Source organism: Pseudoduganella guangdongensis, from assembly GCF_009857475.1.
Lineage (GTDB): Bacteria > Pseudomonadota > Gammaproteobacteria > Burkholderiales > Burkholderiaceae_D > Rugamonas > Rugamonas guangdongensis.
Genome location: NZ_WWCJ01000001.1, coordinates 379587 through 404396, shown reverse-complemented (window position 1 = coordinate 404396; position 24810 = coordinate 379587). Strand labels below are relative to the sequence as shown.

The following is a 24810-nucleotide window of genomic DNA, read 5'->3' as shown; positions in this document are numbered from 1 at the left end:
GATGGACAACCTGACCCGCGAACTGAGCGGCTACAACCTGTACACCAGCGACCTCGCCCTGCAGGAAGGCGTCTGCCGCGCCGGCGCCGGCGCCCACGAAGCCGAACTGGAAGCCTACGGCGCCCTGCTCGGCAGCCAGTCCACCCTCCGCATGGCCGAAGAAGCCAACCACCACAAACCCGAACTGCACACCTTCGACCGTCAGGGGCGCCGCATCGACCGCGTTGAATTCCACCCGTCCTGGCACGGCATGATGCGCATGGCGCGCGAACACGGCATGATCACCCAGCCCTTCGCCGACGACCGGCCCGGCGCCTGGGCCGCCTACGCCGCCGCCTTCTCCATGCACCACCAGATCGAATCCGGCTCGCAATGCCCGCACTCGATGACGCTGGCCAGCGTGCCCGTCCTGTGCCAGGACCCGGAGCTGTTCGAAGCACTGGCGCCCAAGCTGTTCTCGCGCCGCTACGACCCGCGCGACATCCCGCTGGAACAGAAGGACTCCATCCTGGTCGGCATGGGCATGACCGAAAAACAGGGCGGCTCCGACCTGCGCACCAACACCACGCGCGCCGAGCCGGTGGCAGGCGGCTACCAGCTGACCGGCCACAAATGGTTCTTCTCCGCCCCCATGTGCGACGCCCACCTGGTGCTGGCGCGCAGCGACGGCGGCCTGTCCTGCTTCTTTGTGCCGCGCTACCGGCCGGGCGGCAGCAAGAACGCCGTACAGATCCAGCGCCTGAAGGACAAGATCGGCAACCGCTCCAACGCCAGCAGCGAAGTGGAATTCCACGGCGCCTGGGGCCGCATGGTCGGCAAGGAAGGGCGCGGCATCCCCACCATTATCGAAATGGCCAACATCACCCGCCTGAACTGCGTGATGGGCGCGGCCAGCCTGATGCGCCAGTGCGTCACGCAAGCCATCCACCACGCGCGCCAGCGCCACGCCTTCGGCAAGCGGCTGGTGGAACAGCCCTTGATGCAGAACGTGCTGGCCGACATGGCGCTGGAAAGCGAAGCCGCCACCCAGCTCATGATGCGCATGGCCGAAGCGTTCGAGCGCGACGACAGCCCGCTGGAGCGCGCCTACCAGCGCATCGTCACCCCGGCCGGCAAACTGTGGAGCACCAAGCGCTCGATCGAACTGTCGGCGGAAGCGATGGAAGTCTTCGGCGGCAACGGCTACATGGACGAAGGCCCGATGGGCCGCCTGTACCGCGAAACGCCCGTGCTGTCGATCTGGGAAGGCTCCGGCAACGTCATGGCGCTCGACCTGCTGCGCGCTATCGCCCGCGAGCCGGAGGCCATGCTGGCCCTGCGCGACGACCTGCGCCAGGGCTGCGCCGGCGATGCCGCGCTGCGCCCGCACGTCGCAGCCCTCGACGCCCTGCTGGCGCCGAGCGCCGATCCATACCTGCAGGAAGCCCAGGCCCGCCGCCACGCGCAGCTACTGGCCACCCTGATCCAGGCCCGCCTGCTGCGCGAACGCGCCCCGAGCGCGGTGGCCGACGCCTTCATCGCCAGCCGCTTCGACCACGCCCACGGCCGCATCTACGGCACCCTGCCCGCCAGCGCCGCCCTGCGCACCATCATCGACCGCGCCTGGCCGGTATAGCGGATGCCAGGATCGCCATAAAGGAACCCGATACGCCGCCGCCCGGAGCCCACGCGATGGGCTCCCCGTAACGGCTTCCGGTATAATCCTGCCCCATGAACGATACTACCCGCCCAGACCTCCCGGACCATCTGTCGATCGACCCACGCAGCCCGCACCACGTGGCAGCCGTGTTCGAGCATGACATTGGCATTACTTTCAACGACAAAGAGCGCTTTGACGTTGAGGAATACTGCATCAGCGAAGGCTGGATCAAAGTCCAGCACGCGACGGCCAAAGACCGCCGCGGCCAGCCGATGCTGATCAAGCTGAAAGGCACGGTAACAGCCTTCTACCGCTAAGCGCTCCGGGGCCAGCTTTCGCTGGCCTTTTTCATGGCCTGCAGGCCATGCCCCACCGCCGCCCCTGCCCGCAGGGCGGCTGCAATAAACACCACTTCCGCAATTTCCTGCCGCGTGGCGCCCGCCTCCAGCGCATTCTTGGTGTGGACATCGATGCAATAACTGCACTGCGTCGTCAGCGCCACCCCGATGGATACCAGCTCGCGGTACTTGACCGGAATCGCCCCATCTTCCCGCTCCGCCGTCGCTTTCAAGCCGAGGAAGGCTTTCGCCTCCAACGGCGCCAGTTCGATCAGGTCCCTCGCGTATTTCATATCGTCCATCACGTCTCCTAAGTTGGTTGCTGCTCCCCTAAGAGGGGCAGAACAGCCAAAAGGATTCGCCGCGCCGAAAATATGCTTTTATCTACATGCCAATATGGCGGGCGCCGACAGCGGCAACGCCATGGCCCTGCAAAACCAGGCCGCCGACCGGGTGGAGCGCGCCTGCGCCTGGGACTCGCTCAGCGGCCAAGTGGCTCAGGGCCACCAGTCCTGATACGGGCTACCGGCCGGCTTGCCGGCAGCATCGGTCCAGATATCGTCTGGTTGCGAGCGGTCCCGATGCAGCACGCGGTCGTGGTCTGGATACGTGATCCGGTCAAGCTGCGCGCGCGTGCCGACGATCATGCACTTGGCCGGCAAGGCACTCTTGTTCCATAGGTAGTGCCCAAGCGGGCTGTCTTTCGGGAATGCGGCCGCATCGCCCGGGCCAAGCAAGTGCTCAGCCTCGCCTTCGACCAGCGTGACTTCGCCCTCCAGGACAAAAGCAAGTTCGTCCTCCGACGCATGCCAGTGCTTGATGCTCGAGCGCGTGCCCGGCGCGAGGACGTGGATGAAGGCGCCAAACTGCGTCAGCCCACCAGGCTCACTGATCCACTCCTCCCGGTTCTCCACACCGGGCTGCGAAGTCTCTCTCGTTTCCACCTGCCGCTGCGCGGCGCGAACTACTGGCATGTCAGATCTCCCATACTCGCAGGCCCGAATGAAAGCGTAGCGGGACTCGAACTAGCGGTGCGCCGCTTCGGCGCCGAAATGGACCATGTGTTCGACGTGTACCTTGATCTTACCATCCAGGCTGGCGAATTCGCGGCGCAGCTCGCGCGCGGAGTCGTCGCCGATGCCGTCGACGGTAATACAGTGCTCGTAACAACCGCCACGGCGCGAGATGACCCATTTATCCACGTGCGCGTTGGCGCCCTTCAGGGTCGATTCCAGCTGGCCGGTGGTCAGTTCGTTCGAGCCGAGCACGATATGGAAAGTGTGCGTGAGGCGGAATTGGTCGCGCCAGGCGCTGAGGTCTTGGGATGGGGTGTAGGACGCTTGGCTTGTCATGGTTCTCTCCTGAGAGCTTGGCCCGATTCGGAGCAAACCATGTCGCGCCCGCTTCGTTGCCGTTAATAGGCCGCATCGCCGTGATGGCTTCCACCTTGCCCGGGTAGGCAGGTTGGCGTCGGTTAAACCGACTCTTGATGCTAAGTTGATAACCTAAACTCGTTGTGCGAATTTCGTTATACAGAACTTGGGTTCAATATATCGGAAATCTCCCGAGCCCGCAATAGGCCCGTGCGTGCTTATTCAACAGGCAATAGCACGCTCACCGCCAGCCCGCCACCATCCAGCCCCGGTCCGAGCAGCACCTGCGCCCGATGGAGTTCGGCCACGCGCGCGACGATCGACAGCCCCAATCCGCTGCCCGGCAGGGTCGCTCCCGCCAGGCGGAAGAAGCGCTCAAACACGCGCTCGCGCATCTCCGGCGGAATGCCAGGCCCCGAATCGGCCACGCGCAGGAAGCTGCGCCCCTCCTGCCGCCCGCAACTGACGACGATACGGCCGCCCGCCGGCGTGTAGCGGATGGCATTTTCGACCAGGTTGCGCAACAGCATACGCATGCTGTCGGCATGCAGCGCGCACGGCGCAGAAGCGATGTCCAATTGCAGGCGCAAGTCCTGCTGCGCGCAGCCGGCCTGCCAGTGCGCGGCCTGCTCGCGCAGCAATTCGGCCAGGTCGCCCTGGTCCGGCGTGGCCACGGTGCCGGACTGCGGGTCCATCTTCTCCAGCATCAGCAACTGGTCGACCAGGCGCGTGGCGCGTTCGACGCTGGCGCCCAGGCCGCTGATGAATTCATCCCGTTCCGCGTCGCTGCGGGCGCGCTGCAGCACCTGCAGGTTGGTCTTGATGGCAGCCAGGGGCGTGCGCAGTTCATGCGCGGCATCGGCGGTGAAGCGCTGCTGGTGCTCGATGGTGTGGCGCACGCGCCCGAACAGGCGATTGATCGACAGCAGCAGCGGGTGCACCTCGCTTGGCACGCCGTTCAGGCTGACTTGCGCCAGGTCGTTCGGCGTGCGCGCCGCCACTTCGTCCGCCGACCGCTGCAAGGCGCGCACCACGCGGCTGATACTCCACCAGATCGCCGCCGTGGCCAGCACGGCCAGCAAGCTGCCGAAGATCACGATCTTGTAGAAGAAGCGGCTGCTGATGTCCTCGCGGTGGCTGGTGGGCTCCGCCACCACCAGCGCCAGTTCGTGCCGTTCATCCCACAGGGTGAACAGGCGCCAGCGCTTGCCGTCGATCTGGGTCCACGACAAGCCGTCCGGCGCGTCCGGCGCCAGCGCCGCATCGCCCGCGCCGTCGTTCTTGTACAGCACACGGTGCTTCGCGTCGCGCACCTGGAACAGCAGGTAGCGGTGCGAATTGGGATGCCCCTTCATCGACAGGACGATGGGCTGCCCCAGGCCGTGCTCGCGCACTTCGTTCTCCACCAGCGACAGCAGCAGATGCGCCGTCTCCATCAGCGACTGGTCAAACAATTCATCGCTTTCCTGCTGCGCCTCGACATAGACGATGGCTGCGCTGCTGGCCCACAGCGTCAGGGTCAACCCGAGCAAGGAAGCGAGCAAGGTGCGCTTGAGCGACCATTGCTTGCCGAATGCACTGCGGATCATGCCGGCACCGCCTTGTCGATGCAGTAGCCCACCGCATGCACGGTGCGGATCAAATCGCGCCCGAGTTTGCGGCGCAGATGATGAATGTGCACTTGCACCGCATTGCTTTCCACCTCCTCGCCCCAGCTATACAGGTTCTTTTCCAGCTGCTCGCGGCTCAGCACACGGCCGGCCTGTTCCAGCAGCAGGAGCAGGATGCGGAACTCCTTGGTGGTCAGGGTCACCGGCTGGCCCGCCAGCGTCGCGCTGCGGTCGGCGATGTCCAGCACCAGGTCGCCGTGCACCAGTTGCTCGCGCAGGCGGCCAGCGCTGCGCCGGCTGGCACTACGGATGCGCGCCGCCAGTTCGTCCAGGTCGAAGGGCTTGATGACGAAATCGTCGGCGCCGGCATCCAGTCCAGCGATGCGCTCGCGGATCTGGTCGCGCGCCGTCACCACCAGCACCGCGCCCTGGTAGCCGCCGTCGCGCAGGCTGGCCAGTGCCTGCATGCCATCCTGGTCCGGCAAACCCAGGTCGAGCAGGATGCAGCCGTAGTCGTGCAGCCGCACCGCCGTGTGCGCATGCGCGGCCGAGGTGACCCAGTCGACCGCATAGCCATTCTGCTCCAGGCCGATCTGGGTGGCACGGCCAAGCTGCGGGTCATCTTCAACGAGCAGGATACGCATAGGGTTCGTCAGGAAAAGGGATGCCTGGATGGTAAGGAGCACTTGTTAAGAACCTCTTAAGAAGTCCTGAGCACCATCGGCGCCACCTTCCCAGCCAAAGAATCGACCATGTTGAATGCCCTTCTCATTGTATCCGCCGCCGCCGTGGCGCAGGCCCCTGCGCCGCAACAGGTGCTGATCAGCCAGGAACAGATCAACCGAGCCGGCATCGCCACCATGCCGGCGCTGGCCGCGCTGCCGGACGACGGCACCGCCGGCGGCGACGCCATCGTGCTGGCCGGGACCGTGGTTGCTCCCGCCACCGCGGTCGTGGTCAGCGGCACGCCCTGGGGCGGCATGGTACAGGAAGTGCACGTGACAACTTTGCAAAAAGTGAAAGCCGGCGCCCCCTTGCTTACCTTGTTCAGCCAACCGTGGCTCGACCTGCAGCGCGAGTACGTCGAGCTGGCGGCCCGCGCGCGACTGGCGACGGAACAACTGGCGCGCAGCGAAGGCTTGTACGCCGACGGCATCATCGCCCGCGTGCGGCTGGACGAAAACCGCGCCGCCGCGCAACTGGCGCAACTGGCGGCGGAGCAGCGCGCGCAAGCACTGCGCGCGGGCGGCATGGGCCAGGCCGCACTGGCCAAGCTGGCCGGCACACGCCAACTGAGCCCATTGCACACGGTGCGCGCCCAGGCCGCCGGCACGGTGCTGGAGCTGCCCCTGGCCTTGGGCCAGCAGGCCGAAGCCGGCAGCAGCGTCGCCCGCATCGTGCGCGACGCGCCGCTTTGGGTCGAGCTGCAGGCATCGCGCCAGCAGCAGGCAGCGATTGCAGTGGGCGACAAGCTGACCGTGGCGCCAGGCTGCCAGCTGAAGGTCAACGCCATCTCGCCGTTGCTGAACGGCGCCAACCAGACCGCCCTGGTACGCGCCGAGCAAACGGAACGCACCAGCTGCCTGCAATTGAATGCCTACGTCGAAGCGCGCCTGGCACGTCCGCGCAACCAGGCCGGCGCCCTGGCGGTGCCGGCAGCGGCCCTGGTACGGCGCGGCGCGGCCAGCTATGTCTTCGTGCGCAATGCCAAAGGCTTCCAGGCGGTGCCGGTGCAGCCTGGCGCCGCCGCCGGCGACCAGGTCTGGGTGCGCGGCGCACTCACTGCCGGCGCGCAGGTGGCGACGCGCGGCGTGGTCGCCATCAAGGGCGCCTGGAGCGGACTGGGCGAAGCGGCTGCCGACGCGAAAGGGCAGCCATAATGCTGGGCCGCCTGATCGCCATGTCGCTGGCGCAGCGCCTGCTGGTGCTGGTGCTGACCGTGATGATGGTGCTGGCCGGAGCGCAGGCCGTGGGTGCGCTGTCAATCGACGCCTTCCCGGACGTCTCCAGCACCCAGGTGAAGATCATCATGAAGGCGCCCGGCATGACGCCGGAGGAAGTGGAAAGCCGCATCGTGGCGCCGATCGAGCAAGAGCTGCTGGGCATACCGCAGCAAGCGGTGCTGCGCTCGCAATCCAAGTACGCGATTGCCGACATCACGCTGAACTTCCAGGAAGGCACCGACATGTACTGGGCGCGCCAGCAAGCCGCCGAGCGCCTGGCCGCAGTACTGAAAGACCTGCCCGAATCAGCCAGCGGCGGCCTGGCGCCCATCACCACCCCGCTGGGCGATGTCTTCATGTTCACCATCGAAGGCCCGCTGTCGCTGATGGAAAAACGCACGCTGCTGGAATGGACCATCCGCCCGCAGCTGCGCAACATCCCCGGCGTGGCCGACGTCAACTCGCTGGGCGGCGCGGTGCGCAGCTTCGAAGTGGTCCCCGACCTGGCCGCGCTGGCCGCGCGCAAAGTGTCGCTGTCTCAACTCGAACAGGCGCTGCAGGCCAACAACCGCAGCGACGGCGCCGGCCGCCTCGCCAGCGGCGAGGAATCCTTCCTGATCCGCAGCGACGCCAGCGTGCGCACACTGGCCGACGTGGCGGCCATCAGCATCACCAGCCACCACGGCATGGCCGTCACCGTCGGGCAAGTGGCGCAGGTGCGCATCGGCGCCTTGACCCGCTACGGCACCGTCACCCAAAACGGCCAGGGCGAAGCGGTGCAAGGTCTGGTGCTGGCCATGCGCGGCGCCAACGCCTTGCAGGTGGTGGACCAGGTGCGCCAGCGCCTGGACGAGATCGGCAAGTCGCTGCCGGCCGGCACCAGCATCAGCACCTTCTACGATCGTGGCCACCTGGTCGAACGCGCGGTGCAGACGGTCGGCAAGGCGCTGCTGGAAGCGACCGTGCTGGTAGTGGTGCTGCTGTACGTCTTCCTTGGCAATGTGCGCGCCGCCGTGGTGGTGGCCTGCATCCTGCCGCTGTCGGCACTTGGCACCTTCCTGCTGATGCAGCAGTTCGGCCTGAGCGCCAACCTGATGTCGCTCGGCGGCCTGGCCATTGCGATCGGCATGCTGGTCGACGCCGCCGTGGTCGTGGTGGAGAACATCGAAGCGCACAGCAACAAGGCGCAATCCGGCATGTCGTGGCTGCACGTGATCTACCGCGCAGTGCGCGAGGTGGCGGTGCCGGTGACGGCCGGCATGGTGGTGATCATGGTGGTCTTCATCCCCCTGCTCACGCTGCAGGGACTGGAGGGCAAAATGTTCGCGCCGGTGGCCATGACGATCATCTTCGCCCTGGGCGCCTCGCTGCTGCTGTCCCTGACCGTCATCCCGGTGCTCTCGTCCTTCCTGCTGAAGGCGCAGCACGGCCCGGCGCCACGCATCGTAGTGTGGCTGGAATCGGTCTACCAGAAGCTGCTGCAACGCGCCTTGGGCCACGAGCGGCTGGTGGTCGGCAGCGCCGCCGCCGCGCTGGTGCTGGCGCTGGGGCTGTTCACCGTGGTCGGCAAATCCTTCATGCCCGTGCTGGAGGAAGGCGACCTGATCATGCAGTCGGAAAAACTGCCATCGGTCAGCCTGGAACAATCAACCGCCCAGGACCTGGCCATCCAGCGCCGCATCCTGCAGCAAGTACCCGAGGTGACGCGCATTGTGGCCCGCCTCGGCACCGACGAACTGGGGCTGGACCCGATGGGACCGAACGAGAGCGACTCCTTCCTGGTCCTGAAACCGCGCGCCGAATGGCGCAGCCCCGACAAGGAAGACCTGGTTGACGCGCTACGCAAGGCCACGGCGGACTTCCCCGGCATTAACTTCAGCTTCACCCAGCCGATCGAGATGCGCACCTCGGAAATGCTGTCCGGCGTGCGCGGCGACCTGGCCCTCAAGATCTTCGGCCCCGACACGCAAAAGCTGGGCGAACTGGCCGAGCAAGTGGTCGGCGTGCTGCAGGCCATCCCGGGCAGCGAAGACGTCCTCACGGTCAAGAATGAAGGCGTGCAGTATATGCAGGTCGACATCGACCGCGTCGCCGCCGGCCGCCTGGGCCTGAGCGCCGAACAGGTGCAAAACGACCTGCGCACCATGATCGAAGGCCGCAATGCGGGCATCGTTATCGACAACGCACAGCGCCTGCCCCTGCTGCTGCGCGGCGGCGACGCAACGCGCATGTCGCCCGAACTGTTCCAGCAACTGCGCCTGCCCCTGGCCGATGGCCAGGCGGTTCCTCTCAGCCAGCTGGCCACCCTGCGCATGGTGGACGGCCCGGTCAAAGTGGAACGCGAGAACAGCAGCCGCCTGTCCGTGGTGCGCGCCAATGTGCGCGGGCGCGACCTGGTCGGCTTCGTCGAAGAAGCCAAGGCCGCCGTCGCGCAAAAAGTGAAGCTGCCAGCCGGCTACCGCCTGTCATGGGGCGGACAGTTCGAAAACCAGCAGCGCGCCGCCGCCAGGCTGGCGCTGGTGGTGCCGGCCGCCCTGGCGCTGATCTTCCTGCTCCTGTTCACCACCCTGGGCAGCGTACGCCAATCCATCCTGGTGTTCGTCAACATCCCGTTCGCGCTGATCGGCGGCGTGGTGGCGCTGGCGGTGACAGGCGAATACCTGTCGGTGCCGGCCTCGGTGGGCTTTATCGCCCTGATGGGCATCGCCGTACTGAATGGCCTGGTGATGATCACCTGCTTCAACCAGATGGCGGCGCGCGGCGTGCCGCTGGCGCAGGTCGTAGTACAAGGCGCACTGCGCCGCCTGCGCCCCGTGCTGATGACCGCCAGTATCACCGGCCTTGGCCTGGTGCCCCTGCTGCTGGCCAGCGGCCCCGGCTCGGAGATCCAGAAGCCGCTCGCCATCGTCGTGATCGGCGGCCTGCTCAGTGCAACCTTGCTGACCCTGATCCTGCTGCCGCTGCTATTCCGCCGCTTCGGCGTGCCAGGCAACCCCAAAACGGATACCGTATGAAGACTTTGCCCAACGATACCTTGCTGACGCTGGTGATCCCCGTCAGCCTGGAAGAAGACATCCTCGATTTCCTTCTGCTGCACCCGCAGCTGGCCAGCGGATTTTCGATCCTGGCCGCCCAGGGCATGGGACAGGGCGCGCCGCTGCAATCGGCGATGGAACTGGTGCAAGGCCGCAGCGCCCGCAAGCTGGTACTGATTGCAGGCCGCCTGGAGCCGCTGCAGCAACTGGTGCAGCGGCTTGGCGAAGAAATGCCGACGCCGGACGTCGCCTACTGGATGACGCCTCTGCTGGCCAGCGGGAGACTGGCATGAAGCGCGCCCCTGTCAGCCTCGCCCTGGCCGCCGTCCTGAGCGTCCTTGGCGCCCTGGCACCCGCCGCCCGCGCCGCCACCTTGCCGCTGGCCGGCGACAGCCTGTACGCCCTGCCGCCGGAAGCCGCCGTTCGGCGCGCCCTGCAAGCCATGCCGCAACTGCGGCTCGGCGCCATGAACGAAGAACTGGCCGCCACCGAACAAGCCAGGCTGAATGCCGGCCCATACGAATGGATCGCGCGCGCCGGTACATCCCAGCGCCGCGTGGCCGGCGTCGAACGCTTCCGCGAACACGAATGGGGGCTGGAGCGCGGCGTGCGCTGGTTCGGCAAGGCCGACCAGGACCGCGCCATCGGCGAGCAAGGCATGACGCTGGCCGCCGCCCAGCGCGCCGACGTGTGGCACGAAGCCTGCCGCACCCTGATGCAGGACTGGTACAGCGCCCTGCGCGCGCAAGCCGTCCTGCAACGCCTGGGCGAACAGCACGCGCTCGTGCAGCAACTGAAAGCCGTGGCCGAACGCCGCGTCAAGGCCGGCGACAGTCCCGCGCTGGAAGTCCTGCAGGCCGACACCGAATTACGCCGCTCGGAAGCGCTGGTCGAGCAAGCCAGGCAGGACGTGGCGCAGGCACTCGCCCTACTCAGCGCCACCTACCAGCAGTTGCCGGCACCCGCGCCCACAGGCTTGCCCGAGCCGCGCACCGCCAGCGAGACCATGCCGGCGCAAGTGTCCCGCATCACGCAGGACAACCACGAACTCGACCTGGCGCAAGCCGAAGCCCAGCTCTACCAGTTGAAAGCACGGCGCGCCGCCAGCGAGCGCACGCCCGACCCAACCATCGCCCTGCGCGCCACGCGCGAGCGCGACGGACAAGAGCGCACGGTCGGCCTGAGCGTATCGATACCCCTGCCCGGCCAGGTGCGCGCCAGCGAAGCCAGCGCCGCCACGGTGCGCGCCCGCATGGCCGAGGAACGTGCTCGGCAAGTCGAAGCCAAAGTGCAACTGGACGCGCAACGCGTGGTCGCCGAAGAGCGGCACAGCCACCAGGTGTGGGCCAGCCTGCGCGCCGTCGCCGAGCAAAGCGCACGGCAAGCGCAGCTGATGGAACGCGCCTACCAGTCCGGCGAATCCAGCCTGAGCGACGCCCTGCTCAGCCGCCGCCAGGCCCTGGAAGCCGCCCTCGCCGCCCAGACCGCGCAGATCAACGCCCTCGCCGCCAGCGCCCGCGTACAGCTCGACGCCCACGCCCTCTGGTCCATCGACTAGTTCCCCCCGCGCAAATGTCCACTTCGGGGTCAGGAAGAAAGGTGGACATTTCTTCAGGAAATGTCCACCTTTCTTCCTGACCCCGAAGTGTTATAGGATGTCAGAAAAATACAATAAGACACCATAGTTTTGCTCGCCATCGGTAGGCAATCTGTAGCAATGACTGCTTTTCTGCTCCCATCGAGATTCGTTTTGTGATCTCATATGTTCATAGATTACATATGATATGAGCCTATGTGCCGTCATGGAGTGGACGGCAGGCGATCTAACTGCGCATCCAATTGGGGAGCGGTCATGGATTTCGTATCGGTTCGCGCCAAGGTCCTCAGTGACTCGACCGGCGCTGTTTCGGAAATTCCAGTTCTGCTGACTGATGGCGGACCATTGCAGATATTGGTCGATTACCTTCTCTGGCGGCGCCATGATCGTAGCCTCGCCTGGATGCGTAAGGTTGTTCACGACGTGGCTCTGCTTCTGAAGTATATGGAGGTGAACGCCCAGCACCATTGTGATCCGGAAACGCTGTTCAACTCATTTGTCCAACGACTGTATAGCGGCACGATTGGATTAGACGGCATCGACCCCAGCGGCTTGTATTGGCGTCCATTCGATCACCGTGTCATCGGTAACGTCGTCACCCGCATCACTGACTTTTCATGTTGGGCCGCCGAGCGACAAGGCACTACGCAGGTAAACCCTTTGACGGCTTCCAGTTCATACGACGAGATGGTGGCAGTGGCGGCATCGATGGCTAGGCGGGACCGCGCATTTCTGGGGCATACCTGGCAGAAAAGGAGTTTTAGTCAGACGCCGAGCGGGCGGAGCACCCTTCCCCGCCGTCCACCTAAGGTAAGCGTTTCTGACGATGCAGTAGCCTTCCCGGAAAAGCATTTCGAGAATTTGCTATTCCACGGATTCCGTCGCCGAAACGGCGAGGGACAACCGGATCTTTCCAAGCGCTTGAACCTTCGCGATTGTCTGATTACGCTCCTAATGCATGGGGCAGGTTTCCGGCTATCGGAGTGCTTCCACCTGTGGATTGGAGATGTACAGTCCCATCCGCTCGATCCATCCACGGCTCACGTCCGAATTCACCATCCAAGCCTTGGAGACGCACCGGGCGACTGGCTTGACGAGCGAGGCAATCCCATCAAGTGCAATCGTGGTGCCTACCTGGCCGGCAAGCACGCGCTGAAGCCAAGAAATGAAATAATGAGCAAGCACTACGCCGGCTGGAAAGACCCCAGCCTGGACGGGAACTATTACATGGAAGCGTACTGGTTTCAGCCTGAGCTTGGTCGCTTATTCCTTCACCTATGGATGCTCTATCTGAAAGAGTTGATCGCGTTGCCTCGCTCTCATCCCTATGCCTTTGTCGTTGAACAACGCGACACCGCCGGCGACTTGTACAGCATCGACAACTACAAACAGGCTCATGCCAGAGCGGTGCGCCGCATCGGCCTAGTTCCTAGTAAATCCCTTGGAACTTCTCCACATGGCCACCGGCATGCGTACGGCCGCCGACTAATGCGCAGCGGGGTCGCAGTTCAAGTGAAACAGAAGGCGTTACATCATAAATCCGTCGCCTCGCAAGCAATCTACACCGCGCCTAATGCGACGGACGTCAGCAACGCACTGACCGAGGCAACACAAAATCTCAATCGCTTGGCGGCAGATGGCAATCATGTGAAGCCGACGTTTGATTTCGATAAATTGCTGGCTCACGGCTTCGAAGACGTCGATCCCGATGGCTTATTCTCTGGCCCCAACCCGAAACTGAGGTAATCGCGATGCCCCGAACAAGAAGAAGCAAACGCACACCTGTATCGGCCGATGTCACTTTCGAATGGATGACTCGCGAACTTGGCGAAGACTTCGCGGAATGGAGAGCTTGGGCAGCGGCCTGGCTGGCTACGCAGCCCTTGGGGCTGGCCGACCGGATCAATGGCTTACGGGCTTTTTTCAAGCATTACATACATCGACTAAAACTACCCGTCTCCCCATCGATACTCTTGCGTCGAGAGCAGCCACTGCCCGATTTTTTCGAGACCTCCCTTCCTCAAACGCACGGCGGAATAAAGTGGAATAACAAGGCCAGGATTTTTATTGACTGGTATTGGAAACTCACTTCTCCGAACCGGATGACAATGGTCGCCCCGTAGTGAGTCCAGCTTTTTGGAATCCCGTCGCATACCGCAGCCAAACCGGGAAGATTCGCCCCAACGAGTCGGTACATTCTCCACTACCGTATCGGTATATCGTAGAACTGCGTGAGCGGCTAGCACCCGGAAAAAACTTCCGTGACTGGCAATGGACTCATAGTGTGGCTCATGGCCAGCACGGTGTGCGCAACGACTGGTTCGAGGTTGATGAAGACAAGATCGACTATGAAGATCCTGACTGCGTATGGCGAACACGCAGGACCAGCTATAAGCGTGGAAATCGACAGATCTTCGAATTGTGGAGTCCCGTGCGGGCGGTAGTCCTGCTTACAAAGCTCATGATTCCGCTTCGAACGCACCAGGTCAGGGTCTTGGATTCGGGTGAGGCAGACACCTGGCGCTATGCTGCCACTGGTTGGACCCTCAACAAAGGGCAGCACGCAGAGGGATCGAAGAGAAAGCCTGTCGAAAGGGGCGTCTTCCGGCAACAGCGCGATCTTGATTTGGATGAAGTTCGTACTTCTCTCTATATCAACACGAACAAGACAGCGGACATCACCAAGCAAGGCGAAACCGGCTATATCATCCCTTGGCAATATGCGGAACTGCTGTACTGGCTAGAGAAGTTACGCAACTGGCAGGAGAAATACAACCCGGTTCCGAATCCGATCAGCTGGCACCATCTAGACCATCGTCACTTACGCGGCCCTCGGTCCGATTATCAACTCTCGCGCATGCCAGACACCTGCTTCTTGTTCCGGGATGCGGCATCACATGGCGACGATAAGTACAAGCCGATTATCGACGACCCTATATTCTCACTCTGGTACAGGCTGCTTCTGGATCTGGAGCAACGCTGCGCCGCGCGCGGCGAGACCGGGGCCAATGAAAAAGCTCTGCGGTTTGTAGCAGACAATACGAATCGCACAACCCTTTACCCTCTTCATAGTCTGCGGGTTTCGCTGCTGACCTGTCTCGCCGTCGATGCTGAAGTTCCTCTTGTGGTACTTGCCAAACTAGTGGCCGGCCACAGCCGTGTGATCATGACCCTCTACTACACGAAAATTGGCGTCACGCAGATGACGCGAATCCTTGATGCCGCGAGTAGCAAACTACAAGAAACGGCCGAGGCCGGATTGCGACGTTTTTTAGCTGAAGCAGAGTACGACGAGTTGACGAACAAGGTCGTGGCAAACAACTGGGAAGGACTAAAGGCATCGCTTGTCATTCGACCTGCCGATCGCAATCCAGCAGGCTGGATGGCACGCAGTTATGGAATGTGTTTGGTGGGCGGAAATTCATCTTCCGACGAATTCAATGGCAAGGTCGGTGGATGCTTAAACGGTGGAGAACTCTTACGCAGCAATACAAAGGACGTATCGAACAATATCTATGCCCCCGTCCCCGGCGGACCGGGTAATTGCGTTCGGTGCCGCTGGTTTGTAACTGAACCGCATTACATCGATGCGCTTCGTGCCCACTTTAACAATCTGGGCTATCACTTGGTCGAACAAGCAAAGGTCGCCAAGAAACACGAAGTAAAGCTGGAGACCTTGAAGACGAAGCGATATCAAGCTGAACAGACCGATATTCCGTTTACCGAAAACGCCGAACTCGCCAGAGCAGCAACGCTATGGGAAATGGAAATCGCCAAAACTGACGAGCTTGGCCACGATCTGATCGCTACCTTCCGTCTCATCAAACGATGTTTCAATCTGATAGAGAAATCCTCAAATGCCGGGAAGGCCAGCCAGCAAATTGTGGCAGTCGGCGGAATGGCGGATTTGAAGCTAGTATTCGAAAACACTCAGTCCGAACTGCTTCAGATATCAGGCATTTGTCAGGACGCCGAACTCTATCCCGACGAGAATCCCGGCCAAGCAATATTCCGAAGGTCTCAATTATTAGATAGCGCGTTGTACCGGGAACGCTACCAGCCTGTATTCGCGCACCTGTCTCGCGACGAGCAACTTCGCGTGGGTAATCGTTTCATGGAGCATCTAGCGGTCCTAGCCCAATCCGACGACCCAGCGCAAGGATTGCGACGTGTGGTCGGGATGATTGAAGCTGGACGCAGCCTGGCGGATCTCGGACTTGAAGACGACTGGGCAGTTCATCTCGACCCGAAATTGGACCAGGGAGCAGCACGCGTCTATGATCTTACGAAAACCTCAAAAGCTCTGCCACTTACCAAACAGTCCCCTCGATGAGTAAAGTTCATCCAAGCGAGTTGCTCAAGACGCTGACGGCTGAGGCCCGGCCGCAGAAACGCCGGAACCTGGAGGTCATGCACGAAGTCTGCGCGGAGCTATACAGGCTCGGGAGCCTCGACTATTCCCTGGCAACTGTTGGTCGCTTATCTCAAGAGCGAGGAGGCATGTCACAGCGAGCGCTTTACAACTCCACGTCTGGCGACTTCAAGACGCTAGTTCGGGCATGGGCAAACTTCGCGGCGCCGATTAAGAAATCGCCTTCCGACTCGCGATCCCGCGACAGCCTGCTGACCGATAACGATTTACTTCAGAAAATAGCTGACCCCGCTTTGCGGGTGCTTCTGGGGCATATCATTGCCGAGAGAGATCGTCTTCGCGGTGAGGTCAAACTGCTTCGGGCAAACGCCAGCGTGGTAGTTGATCGGCGTGTTCTGCCCGGCCACATCAACGTCACACCGAAAGGCGAAGTAATTCAAGTGATGAGTAGCGCCGGCCTATCTGACACCGAAAAGCAGGCTCTGATACGAGCCATATCAGCAGAATTTTTGAGTCAAGAAGGCTGGTCAGAAGGCGCTAACGGCGAGATCCTCAACCCGCGAGGTAGAAAATTGTTTGATATCGGCTTCATCAACGCAATCAAAAAAACACTCGCTTCATGATCACGCTGGAAATCCAACTCTGATGACCAGAGTACTCTATCGCTTGCCTTACTCAGGGTCTAGTTTTTTGACTTCGCCTGTGACGGCGTGTTGTCATCAGTCATCAGTGAATCCGGATCAAGCGTTAGAGCACATTGACGCGATCCATACCAACTGCCTTCTCATTCATATCCAACTCAACCCGAAGCCGGCACATGCCGGCTATACGGCCTACCGCACCAGGCTTTGTTCAGTGGGATCAAATAGCCATGTCGAACTCCTGTGCTTGAACTAGGCCAAGAACATTAAAGAAGTCAAGGGCGGAAGAAAGTATGCGGATTGGAATAATGTCGCCAGGTCGGCCTGGAACGCACCGCCTGCAAAATTTAGCGCTGACGATCGGCTCATAGGCTCGCTGCACCGCAAAGGTCTTTACTACTGCTTGCTTGCATGTGCGCTTCGACCGCCGCGCTGACACACATGAAGCATTTATGAAGCTCGCCTGTTGTCTTATTTGCTGGCGTACGCTTCGCCGGGCCGAAACTTCACTTTGAAACAGCCTCTTAGCGCGTCGGGGACTGACTTCGAGCGAGACCCTCGTTAATTTTACGAATTATTTGTTCGGCAGGCATTCCAAGTTGCGGGGAACTGCTGGTGCGGGAAATAGCCGCTACAAAGTCTGCGCATCCACTTGGCAAATGTATCAGTGGATTATGCTGGACGACGCTCAATAGGTTCATTAGCGACTTATTGCGATCAAAAAATGAGGCCGAACTTTCGAGAGCTGAACACGAACTCTGAACAATTAAGTCTGACTGCTCAGCTGTAGCAAACTTTGCCAAAGTAGATGTAATCCGTCGGGCTGCGTTGCGCACGTTCTCATCCGGATCATCAGAAAGTGTTATTCCTTTACTCAAAGCTACAGATGGCAATCCTAAGTATGGGAGAAGCGAAACGCCTGCTATCCGCTCAAGTGCGGAGCAGCTCTCGACAGAGCTCAAGACATCTGATGCATATCTTAGGACCTCCTGTTGAATTGGAAAATCCTTGTGGCGCTCATCCAATTTGAACGAATCGTCAATTTGGATAGGAGAGTTAAAATCTAATCCTCTTATTTCATTTAACTCGCTTTGCAGAATAGAATCATACAATTTTCGGATGAGGTCTCCATTCGGACCAACTTCTTTACAGGGGCCCTTCATGCCATTTGTCTTGGCCTGTTGGTAACCGCCGACCTGGACGACGTATAGAGCTGTGAAGTGCTCCATTTCGATCGCAGTGCACCTTACTTCGCGAAGCTTTAAGCCTTCACGAACGTTTGCGCAAGCCTTTGCCAGCAAAGGGGAATTAATAGGATATCGATCGCCGGACTTAATGTTTGTGAGCTCTCTGATCTTGTCCACTTTGTTGAAGTCCATGGTGACGACATCCACCCCAGTCCAAGTATAGTGAACTGTTGGCGAACAGATTGCTCGGGTGGCAATCAACATTGTGCAACCGAATACGAGTGCAAATTTACGAGGAGTAATCAACAGAAGTAGCAGTAAGGATTTTTTCATTTTCTTTCTCATCTGCCAATAATTCCGAGAATCGTTGCGTTTTTGCAACATCGGTCATTCTATTAATTTCAGACCCTGGAATATAAACAAAATCGTCACTAGGTTTCAATAGAAACTGTGTCATAGCGTCTAGGATTGGAAGTTGCGGAGCCAGCGTTTCCATCCATAAGAACTGACCTGCTTCATTTACTTCAAAAAATACCCAATTTCCGTTGGAGTCCACCGCGAAGTCAAAGCTTCCATGTACAATTTTGAGCTTAGTCATTAAGCGGACGCAAAATCTGTGAACACTGTCGGGGACGACTATCTCTGCAACATTCAACCTATACGTGTCTACAATTCTCCAGTCTGTTTCAGCTCCACAGATATCTTGGCTGTGAAGCTTCAATGCAAAAGATTGTTTTCCAAAGAAAACGATTCGAACTTCGAATTCCTTCACTATCTTCTTTTGATAAATGCTCGGACACGCACGGATTGCATCGTCGGCGGGCAGGGCATCAACGGCTATATCACTTGTGTATGAAACAAATACACGTCCGTCCTCAATCCAGCTTGTTCCGAGAATGGGCTTAACGATGCAGGCATCGTCAGATGAATCCAGAAATTCTCGGATGTCATTAGGGTTATTTGAAACTAACGTTGTCGGGACGGGAAAACCCAGTGAGACGGCCTCTCGTAATTGTAGCAATTTACTATTGGCCCGACGCCTACCTTCCATAGAATTTACCCAAACAGCACTGTCCCAGGCGCTAAAAAAAACCGATCGAACAAAATGGTCGCATTCCTGCTTAGCCATTTTCCCATCTCGCGGGTCCAAATTGTTGGGAATTCTCGGCCATCGAGGTCGCCGTAACCATACCACATCGAAATCTGAGAACGCTATACGAGTGCGATCATTAATGCATTCATAGTAGCCCGTGAATTTTCCACCATCGCTCACATATAATGAGCTCGTCTGTTGAGTTGGGAAATTGTCTCCAATCATTCGGACTGCTCGTGCACCCTCATTCTCAAGTGCAATTTTAACGAATATGGAATCGGTGTCGCCGATCATGGATGGAATAAATACAGAATGCATTTCTTTATCTTAAAGAATTTTAAATGAAAGCGGCAGTCCGTCTGCCGCCATTTCGACTTAATCCCAGTCGGCTAAAGAGGTATCAGGATCTTGCGGCCCGCTCGGATCAGGACTAGAGGACTTTTTCGTCGGTTGACCTCCTGTCACGGCCCCCCCAGGCTGCTCTACACCACCAGAAACTTCGGACAACTCTGCTTCGTTCAGTTCCCGCGCTACTGTGCGCAATACAATGCGATCCATCAACTAACTCCTCTATTAATACTCTCGCAGGATTACGAGAGTGAAATATTATTATATGATAAATTCAATTTATGCAATATAATTATTCCACAAATTTCCTCTTCCTCGACCTTGCCTGGTTTGCAAGTCACCATTAACTAGTGATTTGAAAGTTTTAGACCATTTCTTGAGTAAGGTCCAAAATACTGTAAACGGGAATTTCGTCCCACCTTCCAACTTAAAGAAGCATTCCAAAATGGTTGCTCCAGGGCACCCCGTAAGCGTAAAGCCAGCAACGTCTGGAAGTAGGGATCGTGACCTGCTTTGAAATAGCCGCCGTCGCTGCGAATTCGGGGCCATTATCGACGGTCACCGAGCTTGGTAGGCCCCGCGATTCGGCGAGACGTTCCAGCACCGAGGCGACACGCCAACCAGGCAGCGAGGTATCGACTTCGATGGCCAAACACTCTTTCGTAAAATCATGCACGATGTTCAGGCAGCGCAACCGCCTGCCATCGACAAAGCCACCCGACACGAAGTCCATCGACCAACTTTGATTCGCGCGCGCAGCCAACACCCTGACGCTGCATTCGACCCCCGCGATGCGTTTGCGCTTCCTACGCCGAACCATCAGGCCTGCCGCGTGGTACACGCGGTAGGTACGCTTCCAATTGAGCGTCCATCCTTTTCGGCGCAGCAGCACATGCAGGCGACGGTAGCCATAGCGCCGCTTCTGGCCAGCCAGCACGGTCAGCCTCGCCAATAGTTCTCCATCGTCCGGGCGCTTCGCCACATACCGGGACAACGATCTAGAGATTCCGATCAGCCCACAGGCCCGCGTCACGCCCAACGCATGGGTAGTCATTAAATGGGCCACGGCGAGCCGCTTAGCCTGCGGGCTTACCACTTGCGACTGACCACATCCTTTAACGCCGCGTTGTCCAGCATGGCATCAGCCAACAAGTGCTTGAGCTTCGAATTTTCAGATCCCAGCTCCTTCAATCGCTGAGCTTCCGAGACCGTCATGCCGCCGAACTTTGTCTTCCAGTTGTAGAACGTCGCTTCGGCAATGCCATATTTCCGGCTGAGATCAGCTATTCGGGCGCCTGCGTCAGCGGGTAGCAGGTCAGTCAGACTTAAAACCGATCAAGGAAATAAATCTCGAACTTGTACAAAAGGAGCCCCCGTCTCGGCAGCGTGACGGACTTTGCGCTCCAACACATGATTCAGAGGAATTTCTCGATTCAGCAAATCGTAGAGATCTAAGCCACTCATGCAAATCAGACTTTTCCCTCTGCCAAAAGCAGCGATCCCCTCAGCCGTGAAGCCGCTATCACTGACGAACAAGCCACGAGCCCACGCCGCTTTCTCTCCAATTTTCCCTTCGAACACATGGAGGTCGGCAGCGCCGATTGGCGCGCCTTGCCACTTGGCTTCCAGCAGGTAAGTCTCGTGGCCCAGTTGAAAACTGCCATCTATTTGTTCACCATGTAACCGAAAAGCCTGTCGAGCTTCAAGCCCAAATGCGTCGAACAGTTTCTTAAGGAATTTTTCGTAAGCGAAGCCACGCGGCTGTGGCGCAAGCGCTGCGAGTGCCAGCAGGTCCGCTTTCAACTGCGAAATAAGTTCTCGATTAAACGCAGGCTTCGGAACTGCCGGCGCCACGGGCGCCGCAGCGGGTTGTGTTCCTTGGATACGATTGAGCAAGTCCAGAAACCGACCGTGTGCGTTTACTACCTTGTCTTGCTCATTCGTCCGCTGGCGGATCGCCTCGCGATAATTCCAAAGGGCTTTTAGCGTCCGGACAAGCGTCGCTTTATCAACTATTTGAAGGAAGCATCGGAGTCGCTTGGCCTTTGATGTCCCGTCACGATAGTACTGTTGCTCAGTAATGTCGATATTCAGTTCTTCTGCAAAGAAGGCGGCAAACGTGCGATCCGAAAAATCCAACACATAACCGCCACCCATATCAAAAACGTCGTCGATGAAACGCATGTCGATTGTGCGGATGTTACTCAATCAAATTCCCTTTCAAATAGTCAAAGCGAATAGATCACTTAACTGCGGTGACCTTAGAAAGATTCAGCGAACTCCTAGTTTGCCCCTCTTACCACGCAGGACGGAGCGGCGCTTCCTGCATCTTGGCAATTTGCTCCCGAATCTCAAGAATTCGATCCTGCCAGTAGCGTACAGTACCGAACCAGGGGAACGCGACCGGAAATGCTGGGTCTTTCCAACGGCGGGCGATCCACGCGCTGTAATGAAGCAAGCGCAGTGTGCGTAACGCTTCGATCAGGTACAGCTCTCGGTCGTCAAATTCTGAGAAGGTCTCGTAGCCACGAAGAATTGCGGCAAGCTGGGTACGTGCATAGACTTCGTCACCCGACAAAAGCATCCAGAAATCTTGGATAGATGGTCCAGATCGGCTATCGTCAAAATCAACAAAATGAGGGCCGTCATCGGTCCACAAAACGTTCCCTGCGTGGCAGTCACCATGAAGTCGCAGCATGCGAACATCGCCGGTACGTTGATATGCAGCCCTCACAGCCTCGAGAGCTTGGTCCACGACGCTAACCCATGCAGTCAGCAATTCTTCAGGCAGCCAATTGCCTGCAACGAGAAAATCTCGAGAGTCAATGCCGAAACTTTGAATATCGAGCGATGGTCTGACTTGGTAGGTTTCAGTGGCACCTTTAGCGTGAATGCGGCTGAGGAAGCGCCCCATCCATTCAAGAGTATCCACTCGATCCAGCTCCGGCGCTCGGCCGCCGCGCTTCGTGAACAACGCAAATCGGTGGCCTTCACAATGATGCAGGGTTCGCGCATTGAAACTTAATGGCGGAACAACTGGAACTTCCTGCATCGCTAAATCGAGCGAAAAATCATGCTCCTCAAGAATGGCCTCATCACTCCAGCGCCGAGGACGATAGAACTTGACGACGTATTGCCCCCCACCTTCGGTCCATACCTGATAGACCCGATTCTCGAAACTATTCAGCTGAAGGAGACGGCCATCACAGCTAACCCCAAGGCTTTCAATTGCAGTAAAAATGCATTCGGGCGTTAGGTCGGAATAGGGAGTTTCAGCACTTAGTTGTTTGTTTTCCACAGGAGAGCCACTTGATATTGTTGGGCGCAAAATGCACGTGCAACTTATTGTATACAACGGTTCGGAATCCCTTCAATGAAGGGTGCTCTCCAAAACTATGGTAGCTTGACATCCTATAACAATCCGGACATTGCTTTAGAAGAACTCGTCGAGCATGAGGTGGAAGTTGAGCTTTTCGCGGTCGAAGTGGGGGATGCCATATTGCCGGAGGAATTCTTCTTGCAGCGATGCGCCGAACTCTTCCAGGCAATTCCAGGCGATAGCGATGTCCTGGTAGCGGTCCGCTATGCCGGCCCGTCCGACGTCGATGCAACCCGCGACTTCCCCGTCGCAGATAAGGATGTTGTCGAGTGAGTAGTCGCCGTGCGTGACCACGGGATCCGGAGCCAGCGGCAGCAAGGCTTGCAGCGCAGTCCATACCTGCTCGCCGGTCCAGCCGGCGCGCGCGTCGTCGAAATCACCCTCATCGACCAGCTTGGCATCCAGGCGCTCCCGGGCACGGGCCAGTCGGTACTCATAATGGCTGGTGAAGGGGCAAGCGCTGGCCGGAATGGCATGGATGCTGCGCAAGAATTTTGCGATGGCCGCGACCACCGCCATGCGCTGGGCAGGGAACTGCTCCATTACCTGGTAAGCCGTTTTCCCTGGCAATGCGGTCATCAGCAAGGAGGCCTCATCTGCACTGCGGGTGAAGCGCACGCATGCCGGCACGGGAAGGTAAGCGCCTAGCCAGCGCAGCCTGGCCATTTCGTCGGTGATGTCATCGGCCACTGCATCTTTGCCATGCTTCAGGAACAGGTCGGGGCCGCCCGCCTTGTGGTGCAGGCGGTACACCGCGCCGCCGGACTCGCCGACCATATCGCGCCGCCACTCGTACCCTTCCAGTTCCTGGGCATTCATTGCGATATTCACTTCGTGCCGCCCTCCATGAATTCCGCAATCGCAGTGCCTGCACCTGCCCTCAAAACGGCGGGCGTTTTTCCTACGAGTGTCAGGGTGTAGGCGGGGCTGCTTGACACGGGAATTCCGTTAAGGTCCGATAAAGATCTAGCCGTCATTCTACTTCTTGTGCAACTCTCAATAGCACTCCATGTCAAGTCAGCTCTGGATTGCTACGTGATTGGAAAGACAGAAATGGCAAAAACTCATTGATTTCATGAGGACGTAACCATTGAGATGTTTCAGAAAGACCCGTCGCTGGCCGCCGACTACCTCAACGACGTACTCGCGACTGGCGATGAAGTAGATCTCATGTTGGCACTGCGTTACTTAAGCACTGCATTCGGAGGGGTTCAGGAAATCGCGCACCAGGCGGAAGCCAATCCCAACACCATGTACCGCATGTTGTCCGAACGAGGTAACCCCTCTTTGAAAACCCTGCGAGCGATCTTGAGCGCAATGGGATTGCGTTTGGCGGTACAGCCAGCTTGGATGAACCATTCCTAGCGTAGAAAAACCAAAGCAGACTGTCAGCTTGATCATACTAGGGTGCTGCCTATCCAGAACTCAGCGCAAGGGACCGCGCTGCATGACGGCGATTAAGTAGCGGGATCCCACAACAACGCGAGCGCAAGCGCGGCCAAGGTGACCGGTTCACGCAATGCATTGCCGGACGCTGGACGCCACAGGCGCGGCGTCAGGCCATTGAGTTCGATGGCACCGACCGCTTTCCCGTCATGTCTGAATACGTACCCGATTGGTGCCTCCAGCGACAGCGATGAGCCCCGCACCTCGTGAACCGATTGCACCTCGAGCGTGGTCCCCCCCATCGAGAATTGGCCGCTACGCTCGGCTTTCATCGTCAGGCTGACCACGGGGGCGTTCATCTTCAGCTGCGCGCTTCGTGCCCCACGCCACTCGCAGTCGAACGAGAACGGCTTTGCGTTGGCTGCTATGGCCTTCCATGTCGCCTCGACCACCTTGCCGCTGCAGGCCGCTTCGGTGCGACTGCCATCCGCGAGCACGAGCGAGTAGCGCGTCGAGGCACTGCTCCAGTTCACCACAGAGAACAGGTCGACGCGATCGCGCCCGCGGCTGAAAGTGCCCGTCTCCGGAGACAACGAGAAGCTGCCGTTCCGCCCCCCTCCAAGGCCCTGCACGGTTTCAGCGCGTTCTGCGGCAATAGATGCGGGGAGGCTCATTTCTGCGGCGGGCAGGCTGGCGCAACCAGTCAATACGACTGTAGAAGCGGCACATAGAGCGAGGAATAAGATGCGCAGCATGAGGATCGGTCGGCAGGAATGTACGTTACGAAAAATTATAGCGACGCTGGTCGGCCCAATTGTCGTCATTTTGTCGTGATAGTTGCGTAACACGCTTCGCTACAAACGTCCGCT

The 24810-nt window shown here is 59.3% G+C and carries 23 protein-coding genes, 2 pseudogenes and 1 riboswitch; of the genes and pseudogenes, 11 read left to right on the top strand and 14 right to left on the bottom strand.

What is annotated here, in order from left to right; all coding sequences use genetic code 11:
• Position 1 precedes the first annotated feature (1 nt).
• Both GTP41_RS01980 and GTP41_RS01975 read left to right on the top strand, forming a co-directional pair.
• The gene (locus GTP41_RS01980; RefSeq protein ID WP_161023858.1) at positions 2 to 1615 is read left to right on the top strand and encodes an acyl-CoA dehydrogenase family protein; all 1614 of its coding nucleotides are present in this window, start codon (positions 2 to 4) and stop codon (positions 1613 to 1615) included.
• 95 nt (positions 1616 to 1710) lie between these two features.
• Positions 1711 to 1956 (top strand): DUF3297 family protein, encoded by a 246-nt coding sequence (locus GTP41_RS01975; RefSeq protein ID WP_161023857.1) that lies wholly within the window; start codon positions 1711 to 1713, stop codon positions 1954 to 1956.
• Here GTP41_RS01975 and GTP41_RS01970 read toward each other — a convergent pair.
• The 5 genes from GTP41_RS01970 to GTP41_RS01950 form a co-directional block, all read right to left on the bottom strand.
• Positions 1953 to 2279 (bottom strand): carboxymuconolactone decarboxylase family protein, encoded by a 327-nt coding sequence (locus tag GTP41_RS01970; protein ID WP_161023856.1) that lies wholly within the window; start codon positions 2277 to 2279, stop codon positions 1953 to 1955. The two genes, GTP41_RS01975 and GTP41_RS01970, sit on opposite strands and share 4 nt — an antisense overlap.
• A gap of 195 nt (positions 2280 to 2474) precedes the next feature.
• A complete protein-coding gene (locus GTP41_RS01965) occupies positions 2475 to 2951 on the bottom strand; it encodes a cupin domain-containing protein (protein ID WP_161023855.1) in 477 nt (158 codons plus the stop codon).
• A gap of 51 nt (positions 2952 to 3002) precedes the next feature.
• Positions 3003 to 3329, bottom strand: coding sequence for a hypothetical protein (locus tag GTP41_RS01960; protein WP_161023854.1), 327 nt, complete (start codon positions 3327 to 3329; stop codon positions 3003 to 3005).
• Positions 3330 to 3371: 42 nt separating this feature from the next.
• A riboswitch (SAM-I-IV-variant riboswitch) is annotated at positions 3372 to 3475 on the bottom strand.
• Between the two features lie 93 nt (positions 3476 to 3568).
• Positions 3569 to 4939 carry an ATP-binding protein gene (locus GTP41_RS01955; protein ID WP_202419572.1) on the bottom strand — a complete coding sequence of 457 codons (1371 nt, stop codon included), beginning with the start codon at positions 4937 to 4939 and terminating at the stop codon, positions 3569 to 3571.
• On the bottom strand, positions 4936 to 5604 hold the full coding sequence (locus GTP41_RS01950; RefSeq protein WP_161023853.1) for a response regulator: 669 nt from the start codon (positions 5602 to 5604) through the stop codon (positions 4936 to 4938). Before GTP41_RS01950 ends, GTP41_RS01955 begins: the two co-directional genes overlap by 4 nt.
• A gap of 108 nt (positions 5605 to 5712) precedes the next feature.
• Between GTP41_RS01950 and GTP41_RS01945 the strand changes: the two genes are divergently transcribed.
• The 8 genes and pseudogenes from GTP41_RS01945 to GTP41_RS01905 form a co-directional block, all read left to right on the top strand.
• A complete protein-coding gene (locus GTP41_RS01945; RefSeq protein ID WP_161023852.1) occupies positions 5713 to 6840 on the top strand; it encodes an efflux RND transporter periplasmic adaptor subunit in 1128 nt (375 codons plus the stop codon).
• Positions 6840 to 9917: an efflux RND transporter permease subunit gene (locus GTP41_RS01940; RefSeq protein WP_161023851.1), complete on the top strand. Its 3078-nt coding sequence runs from the start codon at positions 6840 to 6842 to the stop codon at positions 9915 to 9917. The genes GTP41_RS01945 and GTP41_RS01940 overlap by 1 nt, the downstream gene beginning before the upstream one ends.
• On the top strand, positions 9914 to 10231 hold the full coding sequence (locus GTP41_RS01935) for a DUF3240 family protein (protein WP_161023850.1): 318 nt from the start codon (positions 9914 to 9916) through the stop codon (positions 10229 to 10231). Before GTP41_RS01940 ends, GTP41_RS01935 begins: the two co-directional genes overlap by 4 nt.
• A complete protein-coding gene (locus GTP41_RS01930; protein ID WP_161023849.1) occupies positions 10228 to 11496 on the top strand; it encodes a TolC family protein in 1269 nt (422 codons plus the stop codon). Before GTP41_RS01935 ends, GTP41_RS01930 begins: the two co-directional genes overlap by 4 nt.
• Before the next feature lie 294 nt (positions 11497 to 11790).
• Positions 11791 to 13281 (top strand): gamma-mobile-trio recombinase GmtY, encoded by a 1491-nt coding sequence (gmtY, locus tag GTP41_RS01925; RefSeq protein ID WP_161023848.1) that lies wholly within the window; start codon positions 11791 to 11793, stop codon positions 13279 to 13281.
• Between the two features lie 5 nt (positions 13282 to 13286).
• A pseudogene (gmtZ, locus tag GTP41_RS01915) lies at positions 13287 to 15868 on the top strand (gamma-mobile-trio integrase GmtZ).
• Positions 15865 to 16530: a gamma-mobile-trio protein GmtX gene (gene gmtX, locus GTP41_RS01910; RefSeq protein ID WP_161023845.1), complete on the top strand. Its 666-nt coding sequence runs from the start codon at positions 15865 to 15867 to the stop codon at positions 16528 to 16530. The pseudogene gmtZ and the gene gmtX overlap by 4 nt, the downstream one beginning before the upstream one ends.
• Positions 16531 to 16955: 425 nt before the next feature.
• Positions 16956 to 17063 (top strand): annotated as a pseudogene (locus GTP41_RS01905) (IS5/IS1182 family transposase); the annotation flags it as partial.
• A gap of 9 nt (positions 17064 to 17072) precedes the next feature.
• Here the strand turns inward: GTP41_RS01905 and GTP41_RS01900 are convergent.
• From GTP41_RS01900 to GTP41_RS01865, 8 genes are all read right to left on the bottom strand, one after another.
• Positions 17073 to 18068, bottom strand: coding sequence for a hypothetical protein (locus GTP41_RS01900; RefSeq protein ID WP_161023844.1), 996 nt, complete (start codon positions 18066 to 18068; stop codon positions 17073 to 17075).
• Entirely contained in the window at positions 18025 to 19146 is a 1122-nt protein-coding gene (locus GTP41_RS01895) for an MvdC/MvdD family ATP grasp protein (protein ID WP_161023843.1), read from the bottom strand. The genes GTP41_RS01900 and GTP41_RS01895 overlap by 44 nt, the downstream gene beginning before the upstream one ends.
• A gap of 57 nt (positions 19147 to 19203) precedes the next feature.
• The gene (locus tag GTP41_RS01890) at positions 19204 to 19386 is read right to left on the bottom strand and encodes a hypothetical protein (protein WP_161023842.1); all 183 of its coding nucleotides are present in this window, start codon (positions 19384 to 19386) and stop codon (positions 19204 to 19206) included.
• Positions 19387 to 19603: 217 nt separating this feature from the next.
• Entirely contained in the window at positions 19604 to 20128 is a 525-nt protein-coding gene (locus tag GTP41_RS01885; protein WP_161023841.1) for a DDE-type integrase/transposase/recombinase, read from the bottom strand.
• 137 nt (positions 20129 to 20265) lie between these two features.
• Complete coding sequence (locus GTP41_RS27935) at positions 20266 to 20490, bottom strand: transposase (RefSeq protein WP_371867253.1); 225 nt, start codon at positions 20488 to 20490, stop codon at positions 20266 to 20268.
• A 21-nt stretch (positions 20491 to 20511) separates the two neighbouring features.
• Positions 20512 to 21384 carry a restriction endonuclease gene (locus GTP41_RS01875; protein WP_229502700.1) on the bottom strand — a complete coding sequence of 291 codons (873 nt, stop codon included), beginning with the start codon at positions 21382 to 21384 and terminating at the stop codon, positions 20512 to 20514.
• A gap of 88 nt (positions 21385 to 21472) precedes the next feature.
• A complete protein-coding gene (locus GTP41_RS01870; protein WP_161023840.1) occupies positions 21473 to 22474 on the bottom strand; it encodes a serine/threonine protein kinase in 1002 nt (333 codons plus the stop codon).
• A 135-nt stretch (positions 22475 to 22609) separates the two neighbouring features.
• Positions 22610 to 23407, bottom strand: a complete 798-nt coding sequence (locus GTP41_RS01865; protein WP_371867251.1) for an APH(3')-I family aminoglycoside O-phosphotransferase — start codon at positions 23405 to 23407, stop codon at positions 22610 to 22612.
• 243 nt (positions 23408 to 23650) lie between these two features.
• On the opposite strand from GTP41_RS01865, the gene GTP41_RS01860 reads away from it, so the two are divergent.
• Complete coding sequence (locus GTP41_RS01860; protein WP_161023839.1) at positions 23651 to 23920, top strand: helix-turn-helix domain-containing transcriptional regulator; 270 nt, start codon at positions 23651 to 23653, stop codon at positions 23918 to 23920.
• A gap of 92 nt (positions 23921 to 24012) precedes the next feature.
• On the opposite strand, the gene GTP41_RS01855 is transcribed toward GTP41_RS01860, so the two are convergent.
• A complete protein-coding gene (locus tag GTP41_RS01855; RefSeq protein ID WP_161023838.1) occupies positions 24013 to 24615 on the bottom strand; it encodes a hypothetical protein in 603 nt (200 codons plus the stop codon).
• Positions 24616 to 24810 lie beyond the last annotated feature (195 nt).